A 25620-nucleotide genomic window follows, 5' to 3' on the forward strand; every position below is an offset into this window, starting at 1 on the left:
GATACTCGGCTGTCACGGACACATGTCCGCCTAGCGGTCGGGAGTGGAATGGCGATGGCACCGGAGCACGGACGCGAGCAGGACCCGACGCCGGCCGGTGGCCCCCTGCGGGGCCTGCTGGTCGCGGACTTCTCCCGGATCCTGGCCGGGCCGTACGCCACCATGCTGCTGGCCGACATGGGCGCCGAGGTGGTGAAGGTGGAGAGCCCCGGTGGCGACGACACCCGCACCTGGATGCCCCCGGTGCGGGACGGCATCTCCACCTACTACCTGGGCATCAACCGCAACAAGCGCTCCATCGCCCTGGACCTGCGTGACCCCGACGACCTGGCGGTGGCCCGCGCCCTCGCCGGCCGCGCCGACGTGCTGATCGAGAACTTCAAGCCCGGCGGACTGCGCAGGTTCGGGCTCGACTACGGCACCGTCGCGGGCGTCAACCCAAAGATCATCTACGCCTCGATCAGCGGCTTCGGCGCCGGCCCCGGTGCCGCCCTGCCCGGCTACGATCTGATGGTGCAGGCCATCTCCGGCCTGATGAGCCTCACCGGCGACCCGGACGGCTCGCCGTACCGGGCCGGGATCTCCGTCTTCGACGTGATGACCGGCATGCACGCCACCATCGGCATCCTCGCCGCGCTGCACCACCGGGTCGGCTCCGGCAGCGGCCAGCACGTCGAGGTCAACCTGCTCTCCTCGGCGCTGTCCGGCCTGGTGAACCACTCCAGCGCCTACGTGGCCGGGGGCACCGTGCCGTACCGGATGGGCAACGCCCACCCGAGCCTGTTCCCGTACGAGCCGCTGCCCACCGCCGACGGTGAGCTGGTCGTCATCGCCGGCAACGACGGCCAGTTCGCGAAGCTCTGCGAGGTGCTCGGCGTACCGGAGTTGGTGGACGACCCCCGCTTCGGGCGCAACCAGGACCGCACCGCCAACCGCGAACAGCTGCGACCCCTGCTGCTGGAGCGGCTACGCACCCGGGGCAAGGACGAATGGTTCCGCGACCTGATCGCCGCGGGCGTGCCGTGCGCACCGATCAACACCATCGACGGCGGTGTGGCCCTCGCCGACGAACTCGGCCTCGACCCGGTCGTCGAGATCGGCGCCGGCGACCAGGCGGTGCCCGGCGTCCGCCACCCGATCGGCTTCTCGGCCACTCCGGCCCGCTACGACCTGCCACCGCCCGGCCTCGACGAGCACGGCACCGAGATCCGCAAGTGGCTCACCGAAAGGCAGGACAAGCCGTGACCAGCTTCCCGACGTCGATCGGCACCTCCGACGCCAGCAGCATCCGGCTGCTCGGCCAGGACCTCGCCGCCGACCTGATGGGCCGGGTCGGCTTCGGTGAGTTGGCCTTCTGGCTGGTCGCGCAACGTCGCCCCACCCCGTCCGAGGTGCGCGTCTTCGAGACTGTCCTGGTCGCGCTGGCCGATCACGGCTTCACCCCGACGGCCATCGCCGCCCGGCTGACCTACCTCAGCGCCCCGGAGTCGCTGCAGGGCGCCCTCGCCGCCGGGCTGCTCGGCGGCGGCTCCCGCTTCCTCGGCGTCACCGAGGACTGCGGCCGGTTCCTCGCCGACACGCTCGCCGCCGTCGACGGGCCGCCACCGGACGACGACGCCGGCTTCGACGACCTCGCCCGCGACGCGGTCACCGCCGCCCGGGCCGCCCGCCGGCTGGTGCCCGGACTCGGTCATCCGGTGCACAAGACCGAGGACCCGCGGACGCCGGTGCTCATCCGCATCGCCGAGGAGGAACAGCTGCGCGGGCCGCACCTGCGGCTGTTCGAGGCGATCGGCCGGGTCCACCCGGAGGTGCTCGGCCGCAGCCTGCCGCTCAACGGCGCCGGTGTCTGCGGCGCCGCCCTGGCCGACCTCGGGCTGCCGGTCGACCTGCTGCGCGGCTTCGCGCTGCTGGCCCGCGCCGCCGGACTGCTCGGCCACCTCGCCGAGGAACGCCGCACCCCCGTCGGCATGGACGTCTACCTGACCGTCGACCGCAACGCCACCTACACCACCCCCGACCCGTCCTGAGAGGAGCCGTCCATGGCCAAACTGGTCGCGGTCATCGCCTCCACCCACCACCCCTTCTACTACCGGGCCAGCACCGCTCTGGGCGAGGACCGGCCGCCGTTCGCCGACGAGTGGGTACGCAAGATAACCGCGTTCCGGCAGACGCTGACCCGGGCCAGGCCGGACGTGCTGGTGATGGTCGGTTCCGACCACTTCCACCAGTTGTGGCTGGACAACATGCCGCAGTTCCTGATCGGCAAGGCGCCGTTCTACGACGCCAACTGGTACAACGAGGAGCGCGAGTTCGGCCTGCCGAGGATGCTGCTGCGGGGCCAGGAGGACCTGTCGGCGTACCTGCTGCGGGAGGGCCTCGACGCCGGGTTCGACCTCGCGTACAGCAACGAACTGCGCATCGACCACAGCATCACCTGCCCGATCATCACCCTGCGGCCCGAGGCCGACCTGCCGATCGTGCCGGTCTACACCAACATCTTCGCCCCGCCACTGCCACAGCCGAAACGCTTCGTGCAGCTGGGGAGGACCATCCGCGAACTGGTCGAGTCCTGGCCAGGCGACCAGCGGGTCGCCGTCATCGGCACCGGACACCTGTCACTGGAGCTGGGCGGGCCGCGGCAGTTCGGCGAGCACGGCCCCGACCCGGAGTTCGACCGCCGGGCGGTGGGCTGGATCGCCGACGGTGACCTGGAGGGCTGCCTGTCCGAGGTGACGCTGGACAGCCTGCACGCCCCCGGCAACGCCACCCACGGCTTCATGGACTTCATGCTGATGATGGGCGTCGCGGGGGAGGGCGTTAAGGCCGATTACGTCGACACGCTCGACCTTTTCCATACCATGGAGGCGTACTTCACCTGGTACCCGAACGGAGCGCCGGCGTGAGCAGATACCTGTTGAACAAGTTCCTCTACACCGTCGACCGTGATCCCGCGCTGGTGCAGCGTTACCGCGACGACCCGCGCGGCACGGTGACCTGGTGGGAGGCCGAACGGGCCAACCAGATCCTCAACTGCCACCTCCCCGAGGCCAGCACCTGGCTGCGGTTCGCCGACGCCGAGCGGGAGGCCCTGGCCGACCACGACTACGTCCGACTGTTCGAGTTGGGCGCCCACCCGTTCCTCACCCTGACGCTGTTCATCGCCATGTTCGAACGCGACCACGAACCGCTGGGCTTCCAGAAGGAGTACGCCCGCCGGCTGGCGCACTTCTCGCTGCCCTATCCGGACATCGCGACGTGATGGACGCCGCCCTCATCGCCGCCTGCGGCGAACCGCCCGTCGTCGCCCGCCGCGAACTGCCACGGGCCGGCGACGGGCAGGTCCGGGTCCGGGTGGCCGCCACCCCGATCACCCCGCTGGACGTGCTCTGCGCGACCGGCACGTCGTACTTCGGCACGCCCGCCACCCCCTATGTGCCGGGCGTGCAGGGCGTCGGCCACCTCGACGACGGCACGCCGGTGTGGTTCGCCACGGGGGCCGGGATGCGCCCCGGCGACGGCAGCATGGCCGAGCACTGCGTCGTGCCGTACGCCGATGTGGTCGCCCTGCCCGACGGCGTCGACACCCTCGTGGCGGCCCTCGGGCTCTCCGCGGTGGCCGCCCTGATGGCGCTGACCTGGCGCGGCGAGCTGAGCCCGGGGGAGCAGGTGGTGGTCCTCGGTGCCGGCGGCGTCGTCGGTCAGGCCGCCGTGCAGCTGGCCCGGCTGCGCGGTGCCCGGCGGGTCGTCGCCGCCGCCCGGTCGACCGCCGCCCAGGAACGGGCCCGCGTGCTGGGTGCCGACGCGGTGGTCGCGCTCGCCGACACCGACACCGTCGACGACCTCGCCGCCCGGCTCACGGCCGCCTGCGACGGGCCGGCCGACCTCGTGCTCGACCCGCTGTTCGGGGTGCCGGCCGCCGCGGCGCTGCGCACCCTCGCCCCGTACGGCCGGTTGGTCAATCTCGGCAGCTCGGCCGGCGAACAGGCGCCGTTCGACTCCGCGACGCTGCGCAGCCGCTCGCTGCGCATCCTCGGCTACACCAACAACGAACTGGACCCGGTGCAACGCGCGCGGGCGATTCGGGAGATCGCCGACCACGTCGCCGCCGGTCGGCTCGCCGCGACCCACGAGACCGTGCCACTGGCCGACGTCGCTGACGCGTGGACCCGACAGGCAACCGGTCGGGCGGCCGGCCGGATCGTGCTGACCATGCCGAGGCACTGAGCCGCTGCCCCCGTTGCCGCTCTCGACTGGCCGTGACGCTTCGTATCGGCTGGCCCGCCCGCCACCCTCGCCTGTGCGCCCTTTGCTCTGCTTCACCATACGCAACAGTCACTTCGTGTGACTGCCGTGTCGCGGTAACCCTCCCGCTTCCGGTTGCGTCGTCGCTGCTCGCGAGGGGGTTGCGTGGGTTGAAGCAGAGCAAAGCGTGGACCGTATGTGTCCGACGGGGGCGCGGCTTGAATACGGTGCGTGACGGTTACCCGTGGTCGGAAACGCGCGGAGCCGGACGTGGTGGGTGGCGGATGGTGGCGGCGCGGCTTGGCCGGGACCTTGCCGCTGACCTGTCGGCGTGCCACCGAGATCGGACGGGTTGAGCAGTGTCGCATCGGGCACGACTGGCTGTCAGAAGTCGCTAGACTTCGTCAGCTCCCCCCGCCGGAGCAGGTAAGTCCCGCAACACGGCTCGGCTCGGCGCCCACCCGACCCGGCAAGCCGTCAAGATTGCTCTTCTCAGCGCCCTGTCCCGGCCCTGGTTCCGCCACGATAGCCCGGCAGCGGTTGGCCCGGGTCGTCGGGGCACCACGCCGACCGTGCTCGGCGTGGTGCCCCGACTGGCCAGACTCCGCAGCGGGATCGTCAGTACCGTAGGTTGCGCAGGTAGTGGTAGCCGACCGCGGCGGTCTGCTGGGGCGTCACGTCGGGGGTGTCGTTCTCCACGATGTATTCCAGCACCGGGTGCTTCCGGAAGATCCGCGCGAAATCGATCATCCCGGTGCCCAGGTCGGCCATGTCGCCGTCGGCGGCGTGCCGGTCCTTGACGTGGTACTGCAGCACCCGTTGCGGCGCGGAGCGGATGACGTCCAGGGTGAAGCCCTCGGGGTCGGCCACCCCGTCACCGGAGTTGATGCCGCCGGTGACCGCCCAGTAGATGTCGATCTCCAGATGGACGAGCCGGGGATCCAGTTCCTCGGTCAGCACGTCCCACGGGGTACGGCCACCGCCCAGGTCGATGGTGAACTCGTGGGCGTGGTTGTGGTAGCCGTACCGCAGGCCGGCCCGGGCCGCCGCGGCGGCCTCGACGTTCATCTGCTCCGCCCAGCGTTTCCAGTCGTCGGCGTTCTGGGAGTTGAGGTATGGCACCACCATGAACTTCTGGCCCAGGGTGACCGCGTTGTGGATCTTCTCCTGCAGGGCGGCGGGATCGGCGCTGATCCCGTCGTGGCTGGAGCTGGCCTTGACGCGGATGCTGTCCAGGAAGCGACGCAACTGGGCGGCGTTGCGCCCGAAGTAGCCGAGCGCCAGTTCCACCTTCGGGTAGCCGATCCGGGCGAGGTGCCGCAGGGTGGCGTCGTACCCCGGCTCGCCGTTCAACGCGTCCCGGACCGTCCACAGCTGGATGCTGATCAGGCCCGGCGGCACCCGCCGCCTGGCATGACCCGGGCCGTGGCCGTGCCCTGGACCGTGGCCGTGGCCGTGGCCGTGCCCCGGGCCGGCGGCAGCCGCAGTGGCGCCGACTCCCGTCGCGAGGCCGACACCGGCCACCGCGGCCATCGAGCCGCGCAGCAGACCCCGCCGGTCGATGACGGAGCGCCGCAGCGCGGCCATTCCGTCGTAGCCGTAACACATGATGACTCCTTTCGTGGATCTACACGCCGGGAACCAGCACGACCTGGTCGGTGCCGGTGAGTGCGGGCAGGCCGTCACCACCGGCGTCGGTGCAGGACGCGACGAACACGGCGGACAGGTTGTCGGTCTCCGGGTCGTGGCCGGAGGGCACGGTCGTCAGGATCGAGCCGGTGCAGCCGTTGGCGGTGGTCTGAGGGTGGCCGTGGTCGTCGTGGCCCAGCACGTAGGTCACGCCGACCCGGGCGCAGTCCACCGCCTGGTCGTCGGTGACCTGCACCTCGAACTGCACCGTGTCGCCGAAGGCGAAGGGCTGGCCCTCGACCGGCGCGACCAGTTCCACCACCGGCACGGCGTTGCCGACCACGATCGGAGCCGGTCGCCGTCCGGGTCGCTGGTGCCGTCGCTGGAGAACTCGACGGTCAGCGGCGCGAGGCCGGCGGTCGGCGCGGCCGAGACCTGGGGCACCGGGCTGTGGTTGCCGTCCCAGCCGATGTGGTCGATCCGGGCGACCTGCGCCTCCGGGTTCTCGCTGAAGAAGCCGTCGCCGTACTCCAGCACGTAGAGCGCGCCGTTCGGGCCGAACTCCAGGCAGGTCCAGGTTGCCCTTGGCGTCGAAGACGATGTCCCCGCCGACGTGGCAGCAGATGCCCCGGTCGACGGGCACGTCGAGGATCCGCTGCTCGGTGGAGAGCACCAGCCTGTCCCTGACCAGGCGGAACCGGGACAGCCGGATGACACCCTCGAAGGGCGCCAGTTCCTCCTCGGTGCCCCAGGCCGGCGCGTCACCCTCGTTGACGTCGGGGGTGGACGGGTCGTCGACCGGGGTGTCCATCGGCGGCGAGTAGTACAGATAGACGTCGAGGGTGGCGGCGATCGTGTTGCGGCCGGTGTCGGGGTCGTGCAGCCAGACCTCGCCGGCCCGGGTCACGTGCAGCACCCGGCCGTCGGGCAGCACGGCGAGGTCCATCGGCTCGCCGGGCCGGTCGTTGAGGGTGACCTTCTGGAAGGCCGTCTCCGGTGGAGGGCTGGTCGTGCCGGGCCTGGCCGTCGGGTTGGCCGGCGCGGCCATCGAGGTGGCGGGTGGGGCGACAGCGCGATGGTCGTCAGGCCCGCCACGGCGAGCGCGAGTCGTCTCTTCAACTGCCTCTCCTTGGTGAGGACGGGTCGGGGCAGGTCGGGGACGTAGCGGTGAATCCTCCTGGGGATGGTGTCGGGCAGCACCGAGCAGCCCGTCGTCGCCGATGTTCGGCGACGCGGGCGAAGGATCGGGTAGGTGAGGGCGGCTGTCGGTAGGGTCACGGTCGAGGCGCTGGTCCCCGTGTCGGTTCACCTCGACGCAACATCCCGGCTGAAGTTAACAAAAGTGTTGTCGATGTGTCTATGGGTTCCGCCGGCCCTGGCGCGAACTTTTCGTCAGGACAGCGAAAGACTCATTCGTGCCGGTAAAACCATCCCCGGTCACGCCGAGCCGGGTGAGTAGGATGCTCACCTCGCCGTGCAGGCGGCGCAGCTCGGTGGCGGTGGGAGCGAGCTCATAGCAGTGGTGGTGGGTGGCGGTCGAGAGGGTTGCCCAGGCGAGCGCGACACGGCGGGCGACCTCGCCGCCGGGCCCGAGCCGGCCACGCAGCATCAGCTGCTTCGCCCGGCCCTGCCGGCAGGCGGCCACCGACGGCTTCACCCGCCGCCAGTACGCGTCGATGCCGCCCTCAAGGGCGAGGCGGACGAGGCAGGCACAGGCCCGCGGCCACCAGCCCGCGGTGACCGCCGCCGTGCCGAGCGGGCCGGCTCCGCGCAGCAACTGGTCGGCCGCCGCGAGGCAGCGGTGGGGGTCGGCGGGGTCGCCCCGACACGGGCGGTCACGACAGGGCCTGCGCGAGGTGGCGGGCGTCGGAAACCAGGCCGGGCAGATCCCCCGGGTACGTCCCGTGTACACCCTCCTTGCACGCCTTGTACGCGTCCACCGCCCGCTTCCCATGTCGACGGACCAGGTGACCGAGCACGTCACCGCCCCGATCGGCGTCGTCGAACAGCGCCAGCGCGACGAGGGTGGCCAGGCGCCGGGAGGCGTCCATGATGGCCGCCTCGACGCGGTCGTGCGGTGTTCCGCGCGCCACCTGCTGCCGCCATACGGCCCGATGGCAGGCCGCCTCGATCGCCGACCGGCACAGCTCCGCCACGACCGGCCCACGCACCTCGGTGGCGATGTCGTCGTTGCGCGCCAGCGCGTACGCGTCGTCGAGATGGCGGCTGACCGGGTCGGAGCCGGGCCGCAACGTCACCACCGACCGCTCCGCACGGTGCACCTCGACGATCCGTGCGTCGCCGAGTCCGAGCCGGGCGACCGCGTCGGGCAGCCGCGTGTCGTGCGTGAAGACCACCACCTGCCGCTGCTCGGCAAGCTCGGCGAGGACCCGGGCCAGCCCGTCGACCTTGGCCGGGTCCATGCTCTGCACCGGGTCGTCGACGACGACGAACCGGAACGGACTCTCCGGAGCGCAGCCGCGCGGCAGGAACGTGGCCAGCCCCAGGGCGTGCATCTCGCCCTGGCTCATCACCCCGAGAGCGGTGCCGTTGTCGGCGCCGTCCACGCTCACCGGGAAGACCACCCGCCGCCGGGTGTTCGTGCCGTCCAGGGTCATCGCGCCCAGCTCGACATTGCTCTCCTGCCGCAGCTGCGCCCAGATCCGCTGGGAGTGGGCCGCGAACGGGGCGACCCGTTCGTTGCGCAGGTCCGCCGCGGTGGTCTTCAGCCAACCCCGGGCCGCCTTCAACCGGGCCAGTGTCGTTTCCCGCTGCGGCAGCCGGGCCGCCGCCTCGATCCAGTCCCGCAGCCTGCCGGCCGCGCGCCGCCAGCCGCTGCCCCGTTGCCGCAGGAAACCCTCGGCGTGGGCGCGGGCTTCCTGGGCCGCCGCCACCACCGCCGGGTACCGCTCGCCCAGGTGCTTGGCGAGCTGGTCCGGGTCGCCCGGCGCGGCCCGCAGCGCCGCCACCGCCGCGCGCAGCCCGTCCAGCGGCACCTCGGGTGCGTCACCCTCGGGCACGACGAGACCGTCGAGCAGGTGGTGGACCTGCCGCAGCAGCGTGCTCAGCCGGGCGGACGCCGTCTGGGCGGCGAGACTCCGGTCGCGCAACCGGGCCAGCGAGGCCGCCGCGTCGGTACGCCAACGCTCGTCGAGGGCGCCGGCCGCGCAGACCGGGCAGGGGCCGTCGCCCAGCTCCTCGTGCTGCTCGATGGCGAGCCGGAGCAGCTCGGCGCTGCGCAGTGCCGCCCGGGACCGGCCGTCGTCGCGTCGCTGCGCCTCCGCAGCCGCGTCAGGCAGCTGCGCGACCAGCCGCCGCACCTCGTCCGGTGCCGGCAGGCTCATCGTGACCAGACTGCGGCAGAGCAGCAGCGGGCCGTCGACGGTCACCTCGTCCGGCTCGTCGAGGATCGCGGTCAGCGCCGCGAGGTCCACGGTGCCACGGCCGCCGAGCAGGTCGGCGGCTCGCCGTGCCCGGTCGTCGGCGATGTCGGCCAGGTCGGTGGCGAGGGTGGCGCGCTGCGCGCGTACCTCCTTGAGGGTCGTCTCGACGGGCCGGGCGGCGGCCATCAGTCGCCGGTCGGCCTCGGTGACCGCCTCCAGGCCGAGGATCGCGGCGATGGCGTCGAAGAGCTGGCTCTGCGTGCCGGCGGTGAGTCGCCCCAACTCGGCGGCGGTGAGGAACGGACGGTACAGCTCCAGCGGGCGGAGCAGCCCCAGCCCGGTGAGGTCGCCGTGCCGGCCCTGGTCGCTGGTTACCGTGACCTCCGCATCGGCCAGGGCCGCGCCGTTCGGCCACGAACGGGTCACCGTCACCGGCTTCGCCACGCCGTCGACCCGCAGCCGCACCTCGATCCAGCACGGGTCGGGGTGGTGCAGGTTGCGCCATCCGGTCCGCCAGACGCTGTTGCGGTCCGCCCACCGGGCGCTGTCGCCGGTCAACGCCAGTTCGACGGCCTCGGCGAAACTCGACTTGCCCGAGCCGTTGCGGCCGACCACCAGTGTGATGCCCGGCCCGGGGCTGATCCGCAGCGTGCGTTCCGGGCCGACGCCCCGGAACCCGGCGACGGTCACCGAGTCGAGCCAGACCCGCGCCGGCGGCCCGCCTCCGGTGGAGGTGCCCGGCATGAGACTGGTCTTCCCGCCGTCCAGTGCGGCAGCCAGGTCGTCGGCCCCGCCCAGCGCGGCGAGGATCAACTCGGCGGTGTCGTCGGGTACGTGGTCGGCGGCGAGCCGGTCGAAGATCAGCTCGACGAGGGGTTCGCTGCGCCGCTCGCCGGAGGGCTGCGGCACGGCTGTGGGCTGACGGGGGATCGGCATGGTCGTCTCCAGGCGCGTGGTCTGCGCGGGCCGGCGGGGTGCCGGCCCGGCGGCGGGCAGAGGGAACGGGTGCGGGGAACCTGTCGAGCTGATGGCGTGGCCGGATCAGGCCGGCGCGGTGCGCAAGGTTCAGGCCCTCCGGCGTCGGGTCCGCGGCCAGTTTTCAGAGGATCTTGATGGAGTCGATGCTGAGCAACGGCACGGTCGTCTCGCCACCGATCTGGGTGTCGTAGCTGAACGAGCCGAGCACCGTGACGTCGGCCCGGAAGATGTCGTCCTCGACCACGTCTTCGAGTTCGTCGGCGTCGCCGGAGAGCAACGTGTTCGTCTCGTAGTCGTACTCCGAGGCCATCCGTCGGTGAGCGACATCGGCGCGGAACGTGTCGACGCCGGTGGCGGCGTCGAACTGCGTCACCTTGCCGAAGACCACGTAGGTCTTGCCGATGTGCGCATCTGGGTTCTTGGCGACCAGCTTCCACTGCCGCTCGCTCAACGTCCTGTAGGACGGTGCCTTTGGTCTCGGCGCAGGCGTGGTCCTCGTCGGGGACGGGACGGTGGTGGCGGGGGCTGCGGTCGTGGGGTCGGCGGTGCTTGGCGTGGTGGCCGGGCTGGCCGGCCTGGCCGGGGTGGGGCTGGCGACTGCGGTGGGATCACCGCCATCGCCACCGATCAGGGCGGCGATGCCGACTCCACCACAGCAGAGGGCGATGACGAGGACGACGCCACCGACGATCCAGGCCTTGACGTTGGAGCGTGCGGTCGGCGGGGCGGTGGCCACGGGAGGCGGGGCGGGGGAGGTCGGCTCGGTCATCACGTACTCCTGCCATGGGAGGGAGCTGTGAACGGCCGGGGCGGGCGGGGTTTCGCCCGCCCCGGGTGGGGTCAGCGCAGGGCGACGTCGACGCCGCCGGAGAAGGCGGAGTCGTGCAGTTCGAGCTTGGTGAGCTTGACGCCCTTCGGGATGTCGAAGACGAACACGCCGGTGACCTGGTTGCCGGGGTTGATCTCCTCGAAGAAGGTGTTGCCGTCCTCGTTGGCGTAAAGACCCGCCTCGGTGTCGGACGAGTACTCGGTGCCGTCGGCCGCGTACGCCTTCTGGCTGCTGCCGTCGAGCAGCTGAGCCTCCTTGCCGATGTTCTTCACGTTCATCGTGATCAGGCAGAACTGGCCCTGGGCCTTGGCCCCCAGCAGGTCGCTGCCGACCTTCTTCACGCCGCACTTGGACGACTTGACGGTGAACTCGAACTTGCCGTCCCGGACGGACTCGCCGATCTTGGCGGTCTTCGCCGTGTCCTCGCCCTTGGCGCTGTCATCCCCGCTGGCGCTGCTGGCGGCGTCGTCGGTCGAGCCGGCTCCGCAGCCCAGCGCGACGAGAGCGGTGGCGAGCAGGGCGAAGGTCGCGATCTTGCGCATGATTGTCCTCCTGATATGAGCGTGGCGGCGTCAATGAGAGCACTGCTTGTGAACGATGTCAACGCACATGATGGTTGACAGATGTGACACACTCTGGAGGTGCAGGTGAACCCGACCATCACGGCGGCGGAGATCGCCCGGCTCGCCGGGGTCGGCCGCGCCGCCGTCAGCAACTGGCGCAAGCGTCACCCCGCCTTCCCGACGCCGGTCGGAGGCACGGCCGCCAGCCCCGAGTTCGACCTCATCGCCGTCGAACAGTGGCTCCGCGCGCAGGGCAAGCTGCCCGAGGTGTCCCAGGCCGACCGGCTCTGGCGGCACCTCGCCGCCGTCACCGAGAACCCCGCCGCCGCCCTGGCCGACATCGGGGCCCGGCTACTCGCCCGCCAGCGCGGTGGCCGGCCGCCACGGCAGCAGGCCGAGCCGCCCCTCAAGGCGCTGCTGCCGGAGGTCGACGCCCTCGCCGAGGCCCTCGGCCCACCGGCCGCCTTCGACGAGCTGTGGCAACGCTTCTCCACCTCCGGTGCCGGCCGCCCGGCGTCCACCCCCGACCAGCTGGCCGACCTGATGACCGCGCTCGCGGCGGCCGGCGACGGCACCGTCTTCGACCCCGCGGCCGGCACCGGTGCCGCCCTGCGCGCCGCCGTCCGTGCCGGCTGCACCACGGCGTACGGGCAGGAGATCGACCCCGATCTCGCGCGACTGGCCGGCCTCTGGCTCGCCCTGCACGACGTGCCCGGAGACGTCCGCCCCGGCGACTCGCTGCGCGCCGACGCGCACCCCGGACAGACCGTCGACGCCGTCGTCTGCCACCCACCGTTCGGTCTCACCAACTGGGGCAGCGAGGAGCTCAGCTACGACCCCCGCTGGGAGTACGGCGGCGTCCCACCCCGCACCGAACCGGAACTGGCCTGGGTGCAGCACTGCCTGGCCCACCTGCGCCCCGGCGGGTACGCCGTACTGCTGATGCCGCCCACCGTGGCGGGTCGCCGGGCCGGCCGCCGCTTCCGCGCCGAACTGCTGCGCCGCGGTGCGCTGCGTGCCGTCATCGCGCTGCCCAGCGGGGTGGCCGCGCCGCACGGCGTACCACTGCACCTGTGGGTCCTGCGACGGCCCGCGCCCGACGCGCCGGCACCGGCGCGGGCGCTGCTCGTCGACGCCACCGAAGACGACCTGCCCGACCGGATCCTCAGCGCCTGGCAGAAGTTCACCGCCGGGGAGGAGGTCGAGGAGGCGGGCTTCGCCCGCGCCGTACCCGTGATCGAGCTGCTCGACGAGGACGTCGACCTGACCCCCGCGCGCCGCCAGCCGACCACCGCCGACGGGCGCACCGACGAGCACCTGCTGCACACCCGCGACCGCCTCGCCGCCGTCGTGGCCGCCCTGCCGGCGCTGATCCCGCACGCCGAGCCCACGCCCGACGGGGCGAACCCACCGCTGATGACGGTCAACGAGCTGGCCCGAAGCGGCGCGCTGCACCTGCTCGGTCCGGTCCGCACCGCCACCGACCCGGCCGACGACGACGATGCCGGCGCACCCGTGCTGACCGTCTCCGACGTGCTCGTCGGCGGCGACGCCTCCGGGGCCGCCGACGACCGGCTCGGCCAGCGAATCGTGCTGGCCGTCGGGGACGTGGTGGTGCCCATGGTCGCCCGCGCGCTCACCGCCCGGGTGGTCACCACCGCCGGGGCCCTGCTCGGGCGCAACCTCTACCTGCTGCGCCCCAACCCGGCCGCCCTGGATCCGTGGTTCCTGGCCGGGCAGCTGCGCACCTCGGCCAACGAGAGGCAGACCTCCAGCCTCTCCGGCACGCTGCGCTTCGACGTGCGGCGGGCACTGGTGCGCCGGCTGCCGCTGGAGGAGCAACGGGCGTACGGCGAGGCGTTCCGGCGACTGGCTGCCTTCGAGTCGGCACTGGGCCAGGCCGCCGCTCTCGGTGCCGAGTTGGCCCAGCTCACCGCCGACGGGTTGGCCCGTGGCTCGCTGCGCGCCACAACCGACTGATGACTTCCATTGCCCATGTCCGACGGCCGCCGGGCCGCGGCAGGCGCGTGGGTCGATGTTTCGGGAACGGCTGAGAGCCAGGTCAGACCTCGATGATGGGCCAATCGTCGCCGAGGATCTTCCGGACCTGATCGGGCCGGGAAGCAGGCACACGAGCGGGTCGTACGGGAACTCGCCATGTCCGGCGGCCCGCAGCGCGGCGCGCACGTCGTCGGAGTTTCGACGTCGGCGCAGCGCCTCGTGACGTACGCGGACACCTGCCGGGCGGGCAGCGCGTCGAGTTGCTCGGCCACGTCATCGGGAACGGAGATCGTCACACGCCGACTCATACCCGAGCCCTACCGGAGTATGAATCAGCTTGTCGCGGGTAGCGGAAGACGTGTCGAGTGCCCGTGCCGGGCGCGCCTCGATACTTGTCGCCGTCGACCAGGGGCATCGGGCAGCTCGAATTTTGCCGGTCAGCTGTCGATGACCCGGAGGATCACTGTTCCGGTGCTGGTGTCGAGATAGACGAGGCCGTTGTAGTGCGTGGTCCGCACGTCCTCGGCGTACTGGTCGTTGGCGTGCCAGGTGCCGCCGTCGGGCAGGAAGGGTCGTAGCCCGGTGCTCAACAGTTCGGCCCACCCCGCGGGCGCAGGGCTCCATTCGTAACGCTTCAGGGCCGCCGCCAGGGTGTCGGGCCGTAGTACGACGACGGCCTCGATGCGGGTGTCGGTCGGTCCGGGCACCCCGGGGTCGTCCGTGCCGGCCGTCGACGCCTGCCAGTGAACCTCGACGAAGTCGCCGAGATTCGGGAACCGACTGGCGATCGGTTCCCGATCGGTCCGTACCGGTGGAGGGCTCACGCTGGTGGTCCTTTCTGTCGGCTGCCCGTCGCGGTCGACGCAGCCGGAGAGGGCCACGGCAATGGCCGCCACCAGGAGAAGCCCCGCAGGGCGGTCAGCCATCGGAACGTCCGTCCGCACGGTCCTCACCTGGGGCGCTGCGTTCGGGACCGGTGCCACCGCCGAGGTCGGGCGGCTCGCCGATGGTCCACGTCACGGTGCGCTCCATCTCTCCGTAGGTACGGAACTCCTTGGCCCACCCTAAGGTCGAGAAGCGGCCGTTGTCGTTGTCGGGCTCACCCGTGGCGATGTCGGCGGCGTTGAGGTTGAAGTTGTACACGTCCTCGGCATGGACTCTGATCTTCATCGTGATCTGGTCTCCGTCGACCACCACGTCGGACGTACCGTAGATCGCGAAGTCACCGAGGGCCTTCTGCCAATTCTCCGTGGTCGGGTAAAGGCCCATGCTGTCGACCATCGCCGGGTCTCCGGTCATCTGGAAGCCGGTCTGCCCGGTCTCCCGGTAGAGCCGCTCCGCTTCCCGCTGCGCGAGCGCGATCTCGTTGTCCACCGCCTGGCGAATGTTGGGGTCTTCCCGGTAGCCCTCCTCGAAGTCGACACGCATGTCGGTGCCCAACCCGGTGCGGTAGTGGGCATACAGGGCGAGGGCGTCGTCGAGATCGGGGCGGGCTGCCTGAGCACCCCGCAGGATGGCCTGCCACTTGTTCCAGCCGGCGTAGTCCGCGGGGGTCGGGGTGGCGTTCGGGTCGTACGGGAAGTCGTTGTCCCACCTCAGTTCGGGAGCGGTCGGTGGGCCGACGTGGTATTTCCCGCTGGCATCGCGGAGGCCGGGCGTCTGGCTGACGATCTTCGCGCTGAGTTCGGAGTTCGCCAGGAAGTCGGGTAGTAGCCGGTAGGCGGCGGTGAGCTGGGCGACCGCTTCGGTGCGAGCGTCGGTCTCGATCCGGATCGCGTCGTCGTAGGCGCCGGTTGCGGTCTGCCACAGCCGATCGGCGTCGGCGCGTACCTCCTCGATCTCATCCTGGGCACCGAACTCGATGAGCCAGTCGGTGAAGCCGGTGGTGGCGCGCAGGTCGTGCCACGCGCGCAGTGCGTCGGACATCCGCACCACCGGAGACTGGGTGGCCACGATCGGCGCGATCAGCACGCGCAGCTGGCCCTCCGCGGTGATCCCGTCGGCCACCAATTCCTGGGCGCGCGTCTGTGCCCGCACGTAGTCGGCAATGGCCCTGCCGGCCTTCTCGAACCCGTCATGCAGGCCCTCGACCAGGTCGATGGTCTCCCGGAGACGCTGCTCGTAGAGGCCGGCCGCGTCCGAGACCCACTCCGTCCGACCCCGCAGCCCGTCGAGGTCCGGCAGGGCCTCCCGGATGATTCCTCTGGTGTTCAGGCATTCCTGTGCCACGACGTTGACGTGCCCAGGCTTCATTTCCTCGATGTACTTCACCGCATCCCGGTACGCCATGGCGTCAATTTGGGCGCTGGTCGGCGGGCTGGAAGGTCGACTCGGTGAGGAACCTGGTCATCTCCGCAGCGATCGCTGCATCGGTGTGCTGGTAGCCGTCGGATGAGGATTCGACCCGGGTCGACAACGCCGCCAGCAGGGCGATCACATCCTGGTACTGGTCGTGAGCGAATTCGGCGAACGAGCGCATGGCCCGCGCCATGTCGGGATGGCTGGCCGGGGCGGCGGCCCAGTCGAGCAGGAACAGGTCGACCTGACCCGCCTGAAGTTGCTGAGCCAGGTCGTGCAGGATCGCCGCCGTCCCGGTCAGGGACGTCGGGTTGGCCTGGAACCCGTCCAACACGTCGTCGCCCCCGTCTTCACTGACGTACCCCGATTCTGCCAACCGGCCACCACGAGCGTGAAGGAGCAGCGGCCGAACGGTTGACCGTCGGATATCCGACTGCGGCACGTTGTGGCACGAGGATGACCGCGAGTCTGGCGTGCCGGAGCGGGTCCAACCGGGCGGACAGGTCGTGCGCATCGGCTCTCGCCCTGCCGGGTCAGTGGCCGGGCACGGTAACCGGCCAGGAGAACCAGCGTAACTGGCCAGGAGAAACGGGCGGGTCGGCTGTTGGCCCGAGGATCGCTGTTCGTTGTACGGTCATGCGTCCCGCGCGGTGGGTGGCCGGAGCCGGCGGGCGGCGATGGATCGTGGGGCATCGTGAGGAGGATGGGTGACGCTGGGCAGCGTTGGCGGTTACCAACTGGTCAAGCCGCTCGGCGCGGGCGGCATGGGTGACGTGTGGTTCGCGGTGTCGCCGACGGCGGAGCGGGTCGCCGTCAAGGTGATCAAGAAGCATCTGTTGGCGGCGCCGACCATGCAGGAGCGGTTCGCCGCTGAGGTGGAGAGCCTCAAGCTCGTCTACGGCTCCCGGGTGGCGCGGCTGGAGAACGCCGACCCCTTCGGCGATCCGGCCTGGCTGGCGGTCGAGTACGTGCCCGGCGCCACCCTCCGTCAGCACCTCGACGCCCGGGGGGCGCTGTCGACGCCGCACGCCGCCATGGTCGGCGCGATGCTGGCCGAGGGCCTGACCAACGTGCACCAGGTGGGTCTGCTGCACCGCGACCTCAAGCCGCAGAACATCATTCTGGGCCCGGACGGCCCCAAACTCATCGACTTCGGCCTCGCCGTTCTCGTCGACCGTCACGACTATCTGACCGAGCCGGGCGCGCTGGTGGGTACGCCGGCCTACATGTCGCCGGAGCAGGTACGCGGCGAGCGGGACCTCACCGTCGCCGTGGACGTCTACGGTCTCGCCGCGACGTTGGTCTTCGCCCTCACCGGGCACGGCCTCTACCCGCAGAGCAACTCCTGGAATCTGCTGCTGCGCATCACCGAGCCGGGTGACCTGCCCGACCTCAGCGGCGTACCCGAGGAGTTGGCGCCGCTGCTGGGCGCGATGCTCGCCCACGACCCGACGGCCCGACCCGGGCTCGACACCGTGCGCCGACGGCTGCTGACCGTGGCCACCACGGCCGGCGGCGCGAGCGTGGTGGAGCTGCGCCGACAGGTCGCCGCCCTCACCTACGTGGGCGACGCCGAGCTGCTGGTGCCCCCGGATCTGGACGACCCCCGGCAGGACCCGGAGCAGGTGGCGGCGGTCGAGCCGACGGCCCTGGACGCCGGACCGGCCACCACGAACGTCGATCCCGAGGCACCCGCCGCCAGCGGGGTCGACGTGCGGTGGCTGGTCGACAAGCTGCGCCGTCAGTACGCCCGCCGCGCCACCCTGTAGGAGGGCCCACCGATGAGCACCCCCCAGGACGCGACCTTCGCCCCGGGTTCCCGCATCGTCGTGCGGGACGAGGAGTGGCTGATCCGCAGCGTCAAGACCGGCACCGCCGACGGCACCATGATCAAAGCGGTCGGAGTGTCCGAGTTCGTGCAGGACGTCGCGGCGACCTTCTTCACCGCGCTGGAGGACATCACGCCGCTGGTGCCCGAGGAGACGGAGCTGGTCCAGGACACGTCGTCGCGGTTCCGGCAGAGCCGGCTGTTCCTGGAGGCCGTGCTGCGGCGCACCCCGCTGCCGCGCACCGAGCGGGGCCTGGCCCTGGCCGACCGGTTCCTGCTGGACCCGCTGACCTACCAGCAGCGCCCCGTCGAGCTGGCGTTGTCCGGCCTCCGGCCGCGGATCCTGCTCGCCGACGTGGTGGGCCTGGGCAAGACCCTGGAGGTCGGGCTGATCCTGGCCGAGCTGATCCGCCGGGGGCGGGGTGAGCGCATCCTGGTGGTCTCCCCGCAGCAGGTGCTGGAGCAGTTCCAGCGGGAGCTGTGGACCCGCTTCGCGATCCCGCTGGTGCGGCTGGACTCGACCGGCATCCAGCGCATCCAGCAGGAGATCCCCGCCGGGCGGAACCCGTTCACCTACTTCAAGCGGGCCATCATCTCCGTCGACACGCTCAAGGACGCCGGGCAGTTCGGTCACCACCTCGACGCCACCACCTGGGACGCGGTCGTCATCGACGAGTCACACAACCTGATCAACAAGGGCACCCAGCGCAACGAGCTGGCCCGCCGGCTGGCCGCCAAGACCGACGCGCTGCTGCTGGCCAGCGCCACCCCGCACAACGGCGACAAGGAGTCCTTCGCGCAGCTGATCTCGCTGCTCGACCCGGCGGCGATCGCCAACGAGAAGGACTACCAGGCCAGCGACATCGCCCACCTCTACCTGCGCCGCACGAAGATCAGCCCGGAGGTACGCGACCAGATCGGCGACCGCTGGGCCGACCGTGGCCCGTCGGAGGCGGTGCGCTGCACGGCGACCCCGGTCGAGGAGCAGATCTTCGACGAGCTGACCGATGTGTGGCTGGCCGGCAAGTGGTCCGACGAGGCGATCACCGGGCAGCACCGACTCTTCCCGTACACCCTGTTGAAGTCGTTTCTGTCCTCGCACCGGGCGCTGCACGAGACGGTGACCAACCGGCGCAGGAAGGCCACCGGCACCGAGCGGACGGCGCTGGACCGGCTCGCGGAGCTGACCTCCGCGATGACCGACCGGGATTCCAGCAAGCTGCACGGGCTGGTCGAGGAGCTGAAGAGGATCGGTGTCGGGCGGGGCAGCGACATCCGGGCCGTGGTCTTCTCCGAGCGGGTACCGACGATCAAGTGGCTCGCCGAGGTGGTTCCCGGCATGCTGGGTCTGAAGCCGACCGCGATCCGGGTGCTGCACGGCGGGGTGGCCGACGCCGACGAGCAGACGATCCTCCAGGAGTTCGAGCTGGCCGGCAGCGACGTCCGGTTGCTGTTCACCGGCGATGTCGTCTCCGAGGGCGTCAACCTGCACCAGCAGTGCCACCACCTGTTCCACTACGACATCCCGTGGAGCCTGATCCGGATCGAGCAGCGCAACGGCCGCGTCGACCGCTACGGGCAGCGCCACCGGCCGCAGTTCCGCGCGCTGATCCTCACCTCCGGCCGTGAGGACGCCAAGGACGACCGGGCGGTCTCCGAGAAGCTGCTCGACCGGGAGGAGACCGCGCACCGCAGCCTCGGCAGCGTCGAGGCCGTGACGGGTCGCTACGACGCGAAGGCCGAGGAGGACCGGTTGGTCCGCGACCTGCTGGCCGGCAGGACGGTGGAGGAGTCCTACGCGGGCGCCCACGCCGAGATCGACGTGATGGCCGATCTCTTCGGAGAGGTGGGCAGCGCACCCGTCACGGCGGACGTGCCGCGCGCCCGGGTGCCGAAGCTCTTCGACTCGACGCGGGATTTCGTCGACGCCGCCCTGAACGAGGTGTACCAGGACCGGCCGGAGGACCACATCGACCTGCGTCGTGAGGACGAGCTGCTGACCTTCCTCGCCCCCGACGACCTGGTGCACCGGCTCACCGACCTGCCCCGCTCCTACCTGCGTGCCCACCGCGAGGGCGAGGACCTGCGCCTGAAGGTCACCTTCGATCGGGCGCTCGCGCAGCGCAAGCTCGACCAGGCCCGGCAGAGCCGTACCCCGAGGTGGCCGGAGATCGCGTTCCTCAGCGACGTGCACCCGATGGTCGACTGGCTTGTCGACAAGGTGCTGATCCGGCTGGGTCGCCAGCAGGCCCCGGTGCTGACCGCCGAGGTGTCCGCGCCGACGTTCCTGATCCAGGGCGTCTACGCCAACCGCCTCGGGCAGCCCACGGTCGTGCAGTGGATGGCCGTCGCCGGGCTGCCCGGGTCGCCGACGATCCGGCCGATGGACGAGGTGCTGAGGGAGGCCAACGTCGGCCCCACGATGGTCAACCGGGCCGAGCCCATCGCGGTCGGTCCACTGCGGGCGCTGCTGCCGGCGGCCGTCGAGGTGGCCCGCCAGCACCTCGGTGACAAGGGTGCCGAGTGGGCCGAGACCAACGCCGGGCCGCTGCGCCGCTACCGGGAGCGGCTGGCCGCCTTCCAGCAGGCCAGCCTCGTCGACGAGCTGACCGGCGCGCACCGGGAGAGGCGACGCCAACGGGTCGACGCCACCGTCCGGGAGCAGCACGACCTGCTCGACCGCCTGGAGACCGCCGGTGATCCGCTGCTGCGGGTGCTCGCCGTCCTCGTACCGTCGCAGCGAAGCGGAGTGCCGGCATGAGTGAGCGTAGCGAGCGAATCATCAGGCTCAGTGTGGTGGTGCCTCATGACGGCACGCAGCGAAGCGGAGTGCCGGCATGAGTGAGCGTAGCGAGCGAATCATCAGGCTCAGTGTGGTGGTGCCTCATGACGGCACGCAGCGAAGCGGAGTGCCGGCATGAGTTTCGAGTCGCTGACCAACCGTGGCGAGTACCTTTCCGCGCACTATCTCGCCGAGATCCTGCCCGCCACCCTCAAGGGCGGCCTGGTCAAGCAGTGGGCCGAGCGGGAGAAGGCGGGGGAGGGCACCCCGCGCACCGGGTTGCGTGGCATGCGCCGGCAGTACTTCGACGCCAGGACGGAGCTGACCGACGTCGAGTTCTTCGACCCGGAGCGGCTGCGCAAGCAGCATCAGGACGTGCTGCGGGCGCTCGGGTTCGCACCGCAGCCGCAGACCGTCACGGTGGAGCGCGCCGGCCACGAGTACGAGATCCGGGTGGCCCACGCCGAGTTGGGCACCGGGCACGGCATCGTCGCGCTGGACTGTGGTTGGGCGGTCGACGCCGAGGCGGCGCAGGATCCGGACGACGCCGGCCGCCTGCTCGACCCGCTCACCCTGTCGAGCACCGAGACCATCGCCACGGGCGCCAAGCTCGCCTCGCTGCTGTTCGCCGCCGACAGCCCGAAGCTGCGCTATGTGCTGATCCTCAGCGGTGGTGTGGTCACGCTCGCCGACCGCAGCGTCTGGGGTGAGGGCCGCTACCTGGCGGTCAGCCTGGACACCGCGTACGCCCGCAACGACGACCGGGAGTTGGACGTCGTCGCCGCCCTCTTCGGCGCGGATTCGCTGCGTCCACCCGCCGAGGGCGGCACCGAACCCCTCGCCGAGCTGGTCGCCGGCTCCCGCCAGCACGCGGTCGGCGTGTCCAGCGAACTCCGCGAGGGCCTGAAGGTCTCTGTCGAACTCATCGCCAACGAGGTCCTCGACCAGATCCGGCGGGCCGGCTTCCAGCCGCAGCAGGTGATGGCCCTCGACGAGCTGGCCAGGGAACTCGCTCGGGAGGCCCTGCGTTACCTGTACCGGATCCTGTTCCTGCTCTACGCCGAGGCGCGTCCCGAGCTGGGTGTGCTGCCGGTCAACGACCCGCAGTACGTCGAGGGCTACAGCCTGGCCCGCATCGGTGAGCTGGTCTCCCGCCGGCTCGCCCCGTCCGCCGAGGGCGGCACCCACCTGCACGAGTCACTCGACCTGCTGTTCCGCATGGTCAACGAGGGCCACCGGCCACGCGGCGGCGCGGGGGCCGGCGAGCGGGCCAGCGAGGGCGAGGGCCTGCGCTTCGAGCCGATGCGCTCGGATCTGTTCCTGCCGGAGAAGACCAGGCTGATCGGCCGGCTGATCGCCGAACCGGGCAGCGACCCCGACGACCCGGACGGCCCGAAGATCGACACCCGGCTGCGCAACAAGGTGCTCTACGAGGTGCTGCGCCGGCTGATGCTCACCAGGGGCGGCAAGCGCCGCCGGGGCGGGTTCATCTCGTACGCGCAGCTCGGCATCAACCAGCTCGGCGCGGTCTACGAGGGCCTGATGTCGTACACCGGGTTCGTCGCCACCGAGCAGCTCTACGAGGTCGCCAAGAACGGCGACCCGAAGGACGGCTCCTGGATGATCCCTGCCTCCAAGGCCGACGAGTACGACGACGCCGTCTTCGTCACCAGGGAGGACCCGTACACGGGGGTGCGCAGCCGGGTCAGCTACCAACCCGGCCAGTTCGTCTACCGGCTCGCTGGCCGGGACCGGCAGACCAGCGCCTCCTACTACACCCCGCAGTCGTTGACCGAGGTCACCGTCCAGCTCGCCCTGAAATACCGCCTCGACCAGGACGACACTGTCACCCCGGCCCGTGAGCTGTTGGACTGGACGATCTGCGAGCCGGCGCTCGGCTCCGGCGCGTTCCTCAACGAGGCGATCAACCAGGTCGCCGCCGAATACCTGCGCCGCCGGCAGACCGAACTGGAAATCACCCTCGACCCGGAGCAGTACCACCTGGAACTCCAGCGGGTGAAGGCGTACATCGCCCTGCACAACAGCTACGGCGTCGACCTCAACCGCACCGCCGTCGAGCTGGCCGAGGTGTCGCTCTGGCTCAACGTCATGCACGCCGGCCTCCAAGCCCCCTGGTTCGGCCTGCACCTGCAACGCGGCAACTCGCTCATCGGCTGCGGACGCAAGACCTACGAGCCCAGGCAGCTCGCCGACAAGTCGTGGCTGACCACCGCCCCGGCCGAGAGGCCGTTCCGGGACGGCCCGACCGACGAGGGCACCATCCACCACTTCCTGCTCCCCGCCGACGGCTGGGGTGCGGTAGCGGGGGAGCGCGAGGCCCGCGAGCTGGCGCCGGCCGAAACCGCAAAACTCAAGGCCTGGCGTACGGCGATGAAGCGCACCCCCTCCGCCAAGGGCAAAAACTCGCAGGTCAAACGCTTGCAGGCGCTGGCCGGTCGGGTCGAGTTCCTGTGGGGGCTGGTGCAGCAGCGCCTCGCCATCTCCGAGCAGGAGATCCGCCGCCACATCCCGGTCTGGGGCGCCGACGACCTGCCGCCGGTCACCGAGGCAGTGCCCCGCGAGGACATCCTCGCCGACCTGACCGCACCCGGCACCCCGTACTGGCGGCTCAAGACCCTGATGGACGTCTGGTGCGCGCTGTGGTTCTGGCCGCTGGACAAGGTCGGCCTCCTCGACGGCTCCGACCCCGCCTACCCGGCCGCGCCCGTCCAGGTCGCCCACGTCAAGAACGAGCCAGCGTACGACGCACCGGTGGTCTACGAGGTCGCAGACCTCCTCGGCAACGTGCAGCCGCAGCAGGTAAAGCTGCCCACCAAGGCGACCGGCACCCGCCGGACCACCGTGGCCGAACAACTCCGTAAACAGGTCCCACTGACCAACCTGGACGACTGGCTGACCTTCGCCGAGGCGCTGATCGGCCGACGTGACCTGGACGAGAACACCGAGCGGTTCTACGGTCAAACGTTCACCAGCCTGAGCGAGATGAGCGACTTCGAGCAAAAACTCGACGGTGTCATCGGCGTGGACTCGCCTTGGACACTTTCGGACCGGTTCCCCTGGCTGCTTTCCGCCGACCAACTCGCGGATCAGCACGGCTTCTTTCAATGGGAACTGACATTTGCCCAAGCCTTCGCTAAGGGTGGATTCGATCTCCAAGTCGGCAATCCGCCGTGGGTTCGCCCGCGATGGCAGGAAGATGTCGTGCTCGCCGAACGTGATCCCTGGTTCGTGCTGACCGAGAGCCCTTCGCCGGACGCCTGGCATCGCCGGAGGCTGCTGACAGCGACAATCGACACCTTTTTTGCCCAGGAATTCACTGCCAACACCGGATACGTCGCCTTCTACTCTGCTCCGGCAACCTACGCCTTACTCGCAGGCACCCAGCCGGATTTGTATCGAGCATTCGCGTGCCGTGTGTGGTCCAATCTGTCAGGCGAGGGCGTAGCTGGGCTCATCCACCCAGACAGTCACTTCAACGGTGCGCGAGAGGGCCGGCTACGCGCGGCGGCCTATGGCCACTTGAGGCTTCACGCGCACTTTCAAAACATGCGGCTACTCTTCGGGGAGATCAACTGGCGGCAGGAGTTCGGCATACATGTATACGGGCCAATGCGGGGTCATGTCGATTTTGCCCATATTAGCTGGCTGTACGCGCCCGAAACGCTGGTCGGATCTCTAGCGCACGATGGACGTGGCCCACTGCCCGGCATGAAGGCCGAAGGCACATGGGACCTACGGCCACATCGAGGCCGACTTATCACCGTTGACGAGGAGGTACTCGCTGAGTGGCGACTAGTAGTCGGCGAATTCGACGTTCCTGTGCGCCAAACGAGGCTGCTACAGCCAATCACCGTGGGCGAGCAGGGTGCGATCGCCGCCATGGCGCATGTGCGCAACCGCCTTGCTGATCGGAAGAACATGATCTCTAGAGGCTTCGATGAGAAGGGTGCCAAGGATGATGGAACTATCACCTGGCAGGGCTTGGCCTCGCAAGACTGGTCCGAGGTGATCTTGCAGGGGCCACACTTCAGCGTTGCCACCCCGCTAGCCAAACAGCCCAATATTCCGTGCCGGAGTAACAAGGACTACGAGCCCTGGGATCTGACAGTTGTTGGCGAAGACGCGGTCCCTCGGACGAACTATCGCAGGAGTGGGGACCGCCGAGGATATCTACGAGCGCAGGATGTGTGGGATGGGCGCCCGTATTCTGATTACTACCGCCTGGTGTGGCGCGAGATGGTGCCGTTGACGACGGAGCGGAGCCTGTTTGCAGCCATCATCCCGCCAGGGCCAGCCCATATCCACGCGGTCCGCTCGATGGTGGTAGGTGCCGAGCGTGAGACCGCTCTGCACGCAGCATTCTGGGCCTCTTTGCCGTTGGATTACCTACTTCGGATCACCGGTCGTGGACACCTAGATGTGCATAATGCGGGTGTGATGCCCGCGCCTGATCCCGATCATCCGCTTGCGTCTGCGGCGTTGCTGCGCGCGCTGCGGCTGAACTGTCTAACCCGCGCATACGGTCCACTGTGGCAGAGGACCTCCGACGATCGGTGGAGAGATGAGGAGGGCTGGGCGGTTTGTTGGCCCGCGCTGCCCGAGGCGCAGGCCCTCGGCGATGTCGGACGCACGTGGACTTACCGAGTCCCGCTCCGGACAGAGCGGGTCCGCCGGTCCGCTTTGGTAGAGCTTGATGCACTCGTCGCCGTCTGGCTCGGAATTGATGACGAAGAGCTGCTGTCGATTTATCGGGCTCGCTTCCCAGTGCTGAATGAGTATGAGTCCGCGATGTGGTTTGACAGCAATGGACGCAGGATTACGCGGGACTATTATGCGCGTGGAATCAAGCAGTCTGGCGAAGCGTACGGGCAGCTGATGGCATTTCTTGAAGATCCCGAGGGAAAGCCGGTCCCGGACGGGTACGCGGCACCGTTCTACCGGGCGGATCGGGAGAATGAGTATCAGCAGGCGCATGCTACGTTCAGTAGGCGGCTTCGGGATGCGATTGACGCGGGTTGGCGGCCGTCGTAGCCCGCGCCACCCCCTACCTTCGAAGGAGACAA

At 70.4% G+C, this 25620-nt stretch carries 18 protein-coding genes; 9 read left to right on the forward strand and 9 right to left on the reverse strand.

The window, feature by feature from the left end; all coding sequences use genetic code 11:
• Positions 1-48 precede the first annotated feature (48 nt).
• Genes KIF24_RS13305 through KIF24_RS13325 form a run of 5 tightly spaced genes read left to right on the forward strand, consistent with a single transcriptional unit; the run spans position 49 to position 4227 of the window.
• A complete protein-coding gene (locus KIF24_RS13305; RefSeq protein ID WP_230415553.1) occupies positions 49-1245 on the forward strand; it encodes a CaiB/BaiF CoA transferase family protein in 1197 nt (398 codons plus the stop codon).
• On the forward strand, positions 1242-2030 hold the full coding sequence (locus tag KIF24_RS13310; protein ID WP_221084307.1) for a citryl-CoA lyase: 789 nt from the start codon (positions 1242-1244) through the stop codon (positions 2028-2030). Before KIF24_RS13305 ends, KIF24_RS13310 begins: the two co-directional genes overlap by 4 nt.
• A gap of 12 nt (positions 2031-2042) precedes the next feature.
• On the forward strand, positions 2043-2906 hold the full coding sequence (locus KIF24_RS13315) for a DODA-type extradiol aromatic ring-opening family dioxygenase (RefSeq protein ID WP_221084308.1): 864 nt from the start codon (positions 2043-2045) through the stop codon (positions 2904-2906).
• Positions 2903-3262 (forward strand): hypothetical protein, encoded by a 360-nt coding sequence (locus tag KIF24_RS13320; RefSeq protein WP_221084309.1) that lies wholly within the window; start codon positions 2903-2905, stop codon positions 3260-3262. Before KIF24_RS13315 ends, KIF24_RS13320 begins: the two co-directional genes overlap by 4 nt.
• Positions 3262-4227, forward strand: coding sequence for a quinone oxidoreductase family protein (locus tag KIF24_RS13325; protein WP_230415554.1), 966 nt, complete (start codon positions 3262-3264; stop codon positions 4225-4227). The genes KIF24_RS13320 and KIF24_RS13325 overlap by 1 nt, the downstream gene beginning before the upstream one ends.
• 636 nt (positions 4228-4863) lie before the next feature.
• Here the strand turns inward: KIF24_RS13325 and KIF24_RS13330 are convergent.
• The 6 genes from KIF24_RS13330 to KIF24_RS13355 all read right to left on the reverse strand — a co-directional run bounded on the left by KIF24_RS13330 (position 4864) and on the right by KIF24_RS13355 (position 11606).
• Positions 4864-5853, reverse strand: a complete 990-nt coding sequence (locus KIF24_RS13330; RefSeq protein ID WP_221084311.1) for a sugar phosphate isomerase/epimerase family protein — start codon at positions 5851-5853, stop codon at positions 4864-4866.
• A gap of 19 nt (positions 5854-5872) precedes the next feature.
• A complete protein-coding gene (locus KIF24_RS13335) occupies positions 5873-6922 on the reverse strand; it encodes a PQQ-dependent sugar dehydrogenase (protein WP_221084312.1) in 1050 nt (349 codons plus the stop codon).
• A gap of 309 nt (positions 6923-7231) precedes the next feature.
• Complete coding sequence (locus KIF24_RS13340) at positions 7232-7651, reverse strand: hypothetical protein (RefSeq protein WP_221084313.1); 420 nt, start codon at positions 7649-7651, stop codon at positions 7232-7234.
• Between the two features lie 58 nt (positions 7652-7709).
• Positions 7710-10193 (reverse strand): AAA family ATPase, encoded by a 2484-nt coding sequence (locus tag KIF24_RS13345; protein WP_221084314.1) that lies wholly within the window; start codon positions 10191-10193, stop codon positions 7710-7712.
• A 163-nt stretch (positions 10194-10356) separates the two neighbouring features.
• Positions 10357-11004, reverse strand: coding sequence for a hypothetical protein (locus KIF24_RS13350; RefSeq protein ID WP_221084315.1), 648 nt, complete (start codon positions 11002-11004; stop codon positions 10357-10359).
• Positions 11005-11075: 71 nt separating this feature from the next.
• The gene (locus KIF24_RS13355) at positions 11076-11606 is read right to left on the reverse strand and encodes a DUF4352 domain-containing protein (protein ID WP_221084316.1); all 531 of its coding nucleotides are present in this window, start codon (positions 11604-11606) and stop codon (positions 11076-11078) included.
• A gap of 105 nt (positions 11607-11711) precedes the next feature.
• On the opposite strand from KIF24_RS13355, the gene KIF24_RS13360 reads away from it, so the two are divergent.
• Complete coding sequence (locus KIF24_RS13360; RefSeq protein WP_331461113.1) at positions 11712-13607, forward strand: N-6 DNA methylase; 1896 nt, start codon at positions 11712-11714, stop codon at positions 13605-13607.
• A 458-nt stretch (positions 13608-14065) separates the two neighbouring features.
• On the opposite strand, the gene KIF24_RS13365 is transcribed toward KIF24_RS13360, so the two are convergent.
• From KIF24_RS13365 to KIF24_RS13375, 3 genes are read right to left on the reverse strand one after another with little or no spacing between them, the layout of a single operon-like run.
• The gene (locus KIF24_RS13365) at positions 14066-14554 is read right to left on the reverse strand and encodes a hypothetical protein (protein ID WP_221084318.1); all 489 of its coding nucleotides are present in this window, start codon (positions 14552-14554) and stop codon (positions 14066-14068) included.
• Positions 14547-15917 carry a hypothetical protein gene (locus tag KIF24_RS13370; protein ID WP_221084319.1) on the reverse strand — a complete coding sequence of 457 codons (1371 nt, stop codon included), beginning with the start codon at positions 15915-15917 and terminating at the stop codon, positions 14547-14549. Before KIF24_RS13370 ends, KIF24_RS13365 begins: the two co-directional genes overlap by 8 nt.
• A gap of 4 nt (positions 15918-15921) precedes the next feature.
• A complete protein-coding gene (locus KIF24_RS13375) occupies positions 15922-16302 on the reverse strand; it encodes a hypothetical protein (protein ID WP_221084320.1) in 381 nt (126 codons plus the stop codon).
• 331 nt (positions 16303-16633) lie between these two features.
• Between KIF24_RS13375 and KIF24_RS13380 the strand changes: the two genes are divergently transcribed.
• The 3 genes from KIF24_RS13380 to KIF24_RS13390 all read left to right on the forward strand — a co-directional run bounded on the left by KIF24_RS13380 (position 16634) and on the right by KIF24_RS13390 (position 25588).
• The gene (locus KIF24_RS13380; RefSeq protein ID WP_221084321.1) at positions 16634-17695 is read left to right on the forward strand and encodes a serine/threonine-protein kinase; all 1062 of its coding nucleotides are present in this window, start codon (positions 16634-16636) and stop codon (positions 17693-17695) included.
• 12 nt (positions 17696-17707) lie between these two features.
• Positions 17708-20515 carry an SNF2-related protein gene (locus tag KIF24_RS13385; RefSeq protein ID WP_221084322.1) on the forward strand — a complete coding sequence of 936 codons (2808 nt, stop codon included), beginning with the start codon at positions 17708-17710 and terminating at the stop codon, positions 20513-20515.
• Between the two features lie 156 nt (positions 20516-20671).
• Complete coding sequence (locus KIF24_RS13390) at positions 20672-25588, forward strand: class I SAM-dependent DNA methyltransferase (RefSeq protein WP_221084323.1); 4917 nt, start codon at positions 20672-20674, stop codon at positions 25586-25588.
• The last annotated feature ends 32 nt before the right edge of the window (positions 25589-25620 follow it).

It is taken from the genome of Micromonospora tarapacensis, from assembly GCF_019697375.1.
In the GTDB taxonomy this organism is placed as follows: Bacteria; Actinomycetota; Actinomycetes; order Mycobacteriales; family Micromonosporaceae; genus Micromonospora; species Micromonospora tarapacensis.

What these genes read in the sequence shown, in the direction of transcription:
- KIF24_RS13305 (WP_230415553.1), top strand. Translation starts at nt 49, where the DNA reads ATGGCGATGGCACCGGAGCACGGACGCGAGCAGGACCCGACGCCGGCC.
- KIF24_RS13315 (WP_221084308.1), top strand. Translation starts at nt 2,043, where the DNA reads ATGGCCAAACTGGTCGCGGTCATCGCCTCCACCCACCACCCCTTCTAC.
- KIF24_RS13325 (WP_230415554.1), top strand. Translation starts at nt 3,262, where the DNA reads ATGGACGCCGCCCTCATCGCCGCCTGCGGCGAACCGCCCGTCGTCGCC.
- KIF24_RS13330 (WP_221084311.1), bottom strand. Translation starts at nt 5,853, where the DNA reads ATGTGTTACGGCTACGACGGAATGGCCGCGCTGCGGCGCTCCGTCATC.
- KIF24_RS13335 (WP_221084312.1), bottom strand. Translation starts at nt 6,922, where the DNA reads ATGGCCGCGCCGGCCAACCCGACGGCCAGGCCCGGCACGACCAGCCCT.
- KIF24_RS13345 (WP_221084314.1), bottom strand. Translation starts at nt 10,193, where the DNA reads ATGCCGATCCCCCGTCAGCCCACAGCCGTGCCGCAGCCCTCCGGCGAG.
- KIF24_RS13350 (WP_221084315.1), bottom strand. Translation starts at nt 11,004, where the DNA reads ATGACCGAGCCGACCTCCCCCGCCCCGCCTCCCGTGGCCACCGCCCCG.
- KIF24_RS13355 (WP_221084316.1), bottom strand. Translation starts at nt 11,606, where the DNA reads ATGCGCAAGATCGCGACCTTCGCCCTGCTCGCCACCGCTCTCGTCGCG.
- KIF24_RS13365 (WP_221084318.1), bottom strand. Translation starts at nt 14,554, where the DNA reads ATGGCTGACCGCCCTGCGGGGCTTCTCCTGGTGGCGGCCATTGCCGTG.
- KIF24_RS13370 (WP_221084319.1), bottom strand. Translation starts at nt 15,917, where the DNA reads ATGGCGTACCGGGATGCGGTGAAGTACATCGAGGAAATGAAGCCTGGG.
- KIF24_RS13385 (WP_221084322.1), top strand. Translation starts at nt 17,708, where the DNA reads ATGAGCACCCCCCAGGACGCGACCTTCGCCCCGGGTTCCCGCATCGTC.
- KIF24_RS13390 (WP_221084323.1), top strand. Translation starts at nt 20,672, where the DNA reads ATGAGTTTCGAGTCGCTGACCAACCGTGGCGAGTACCTTTCCGCGCAC.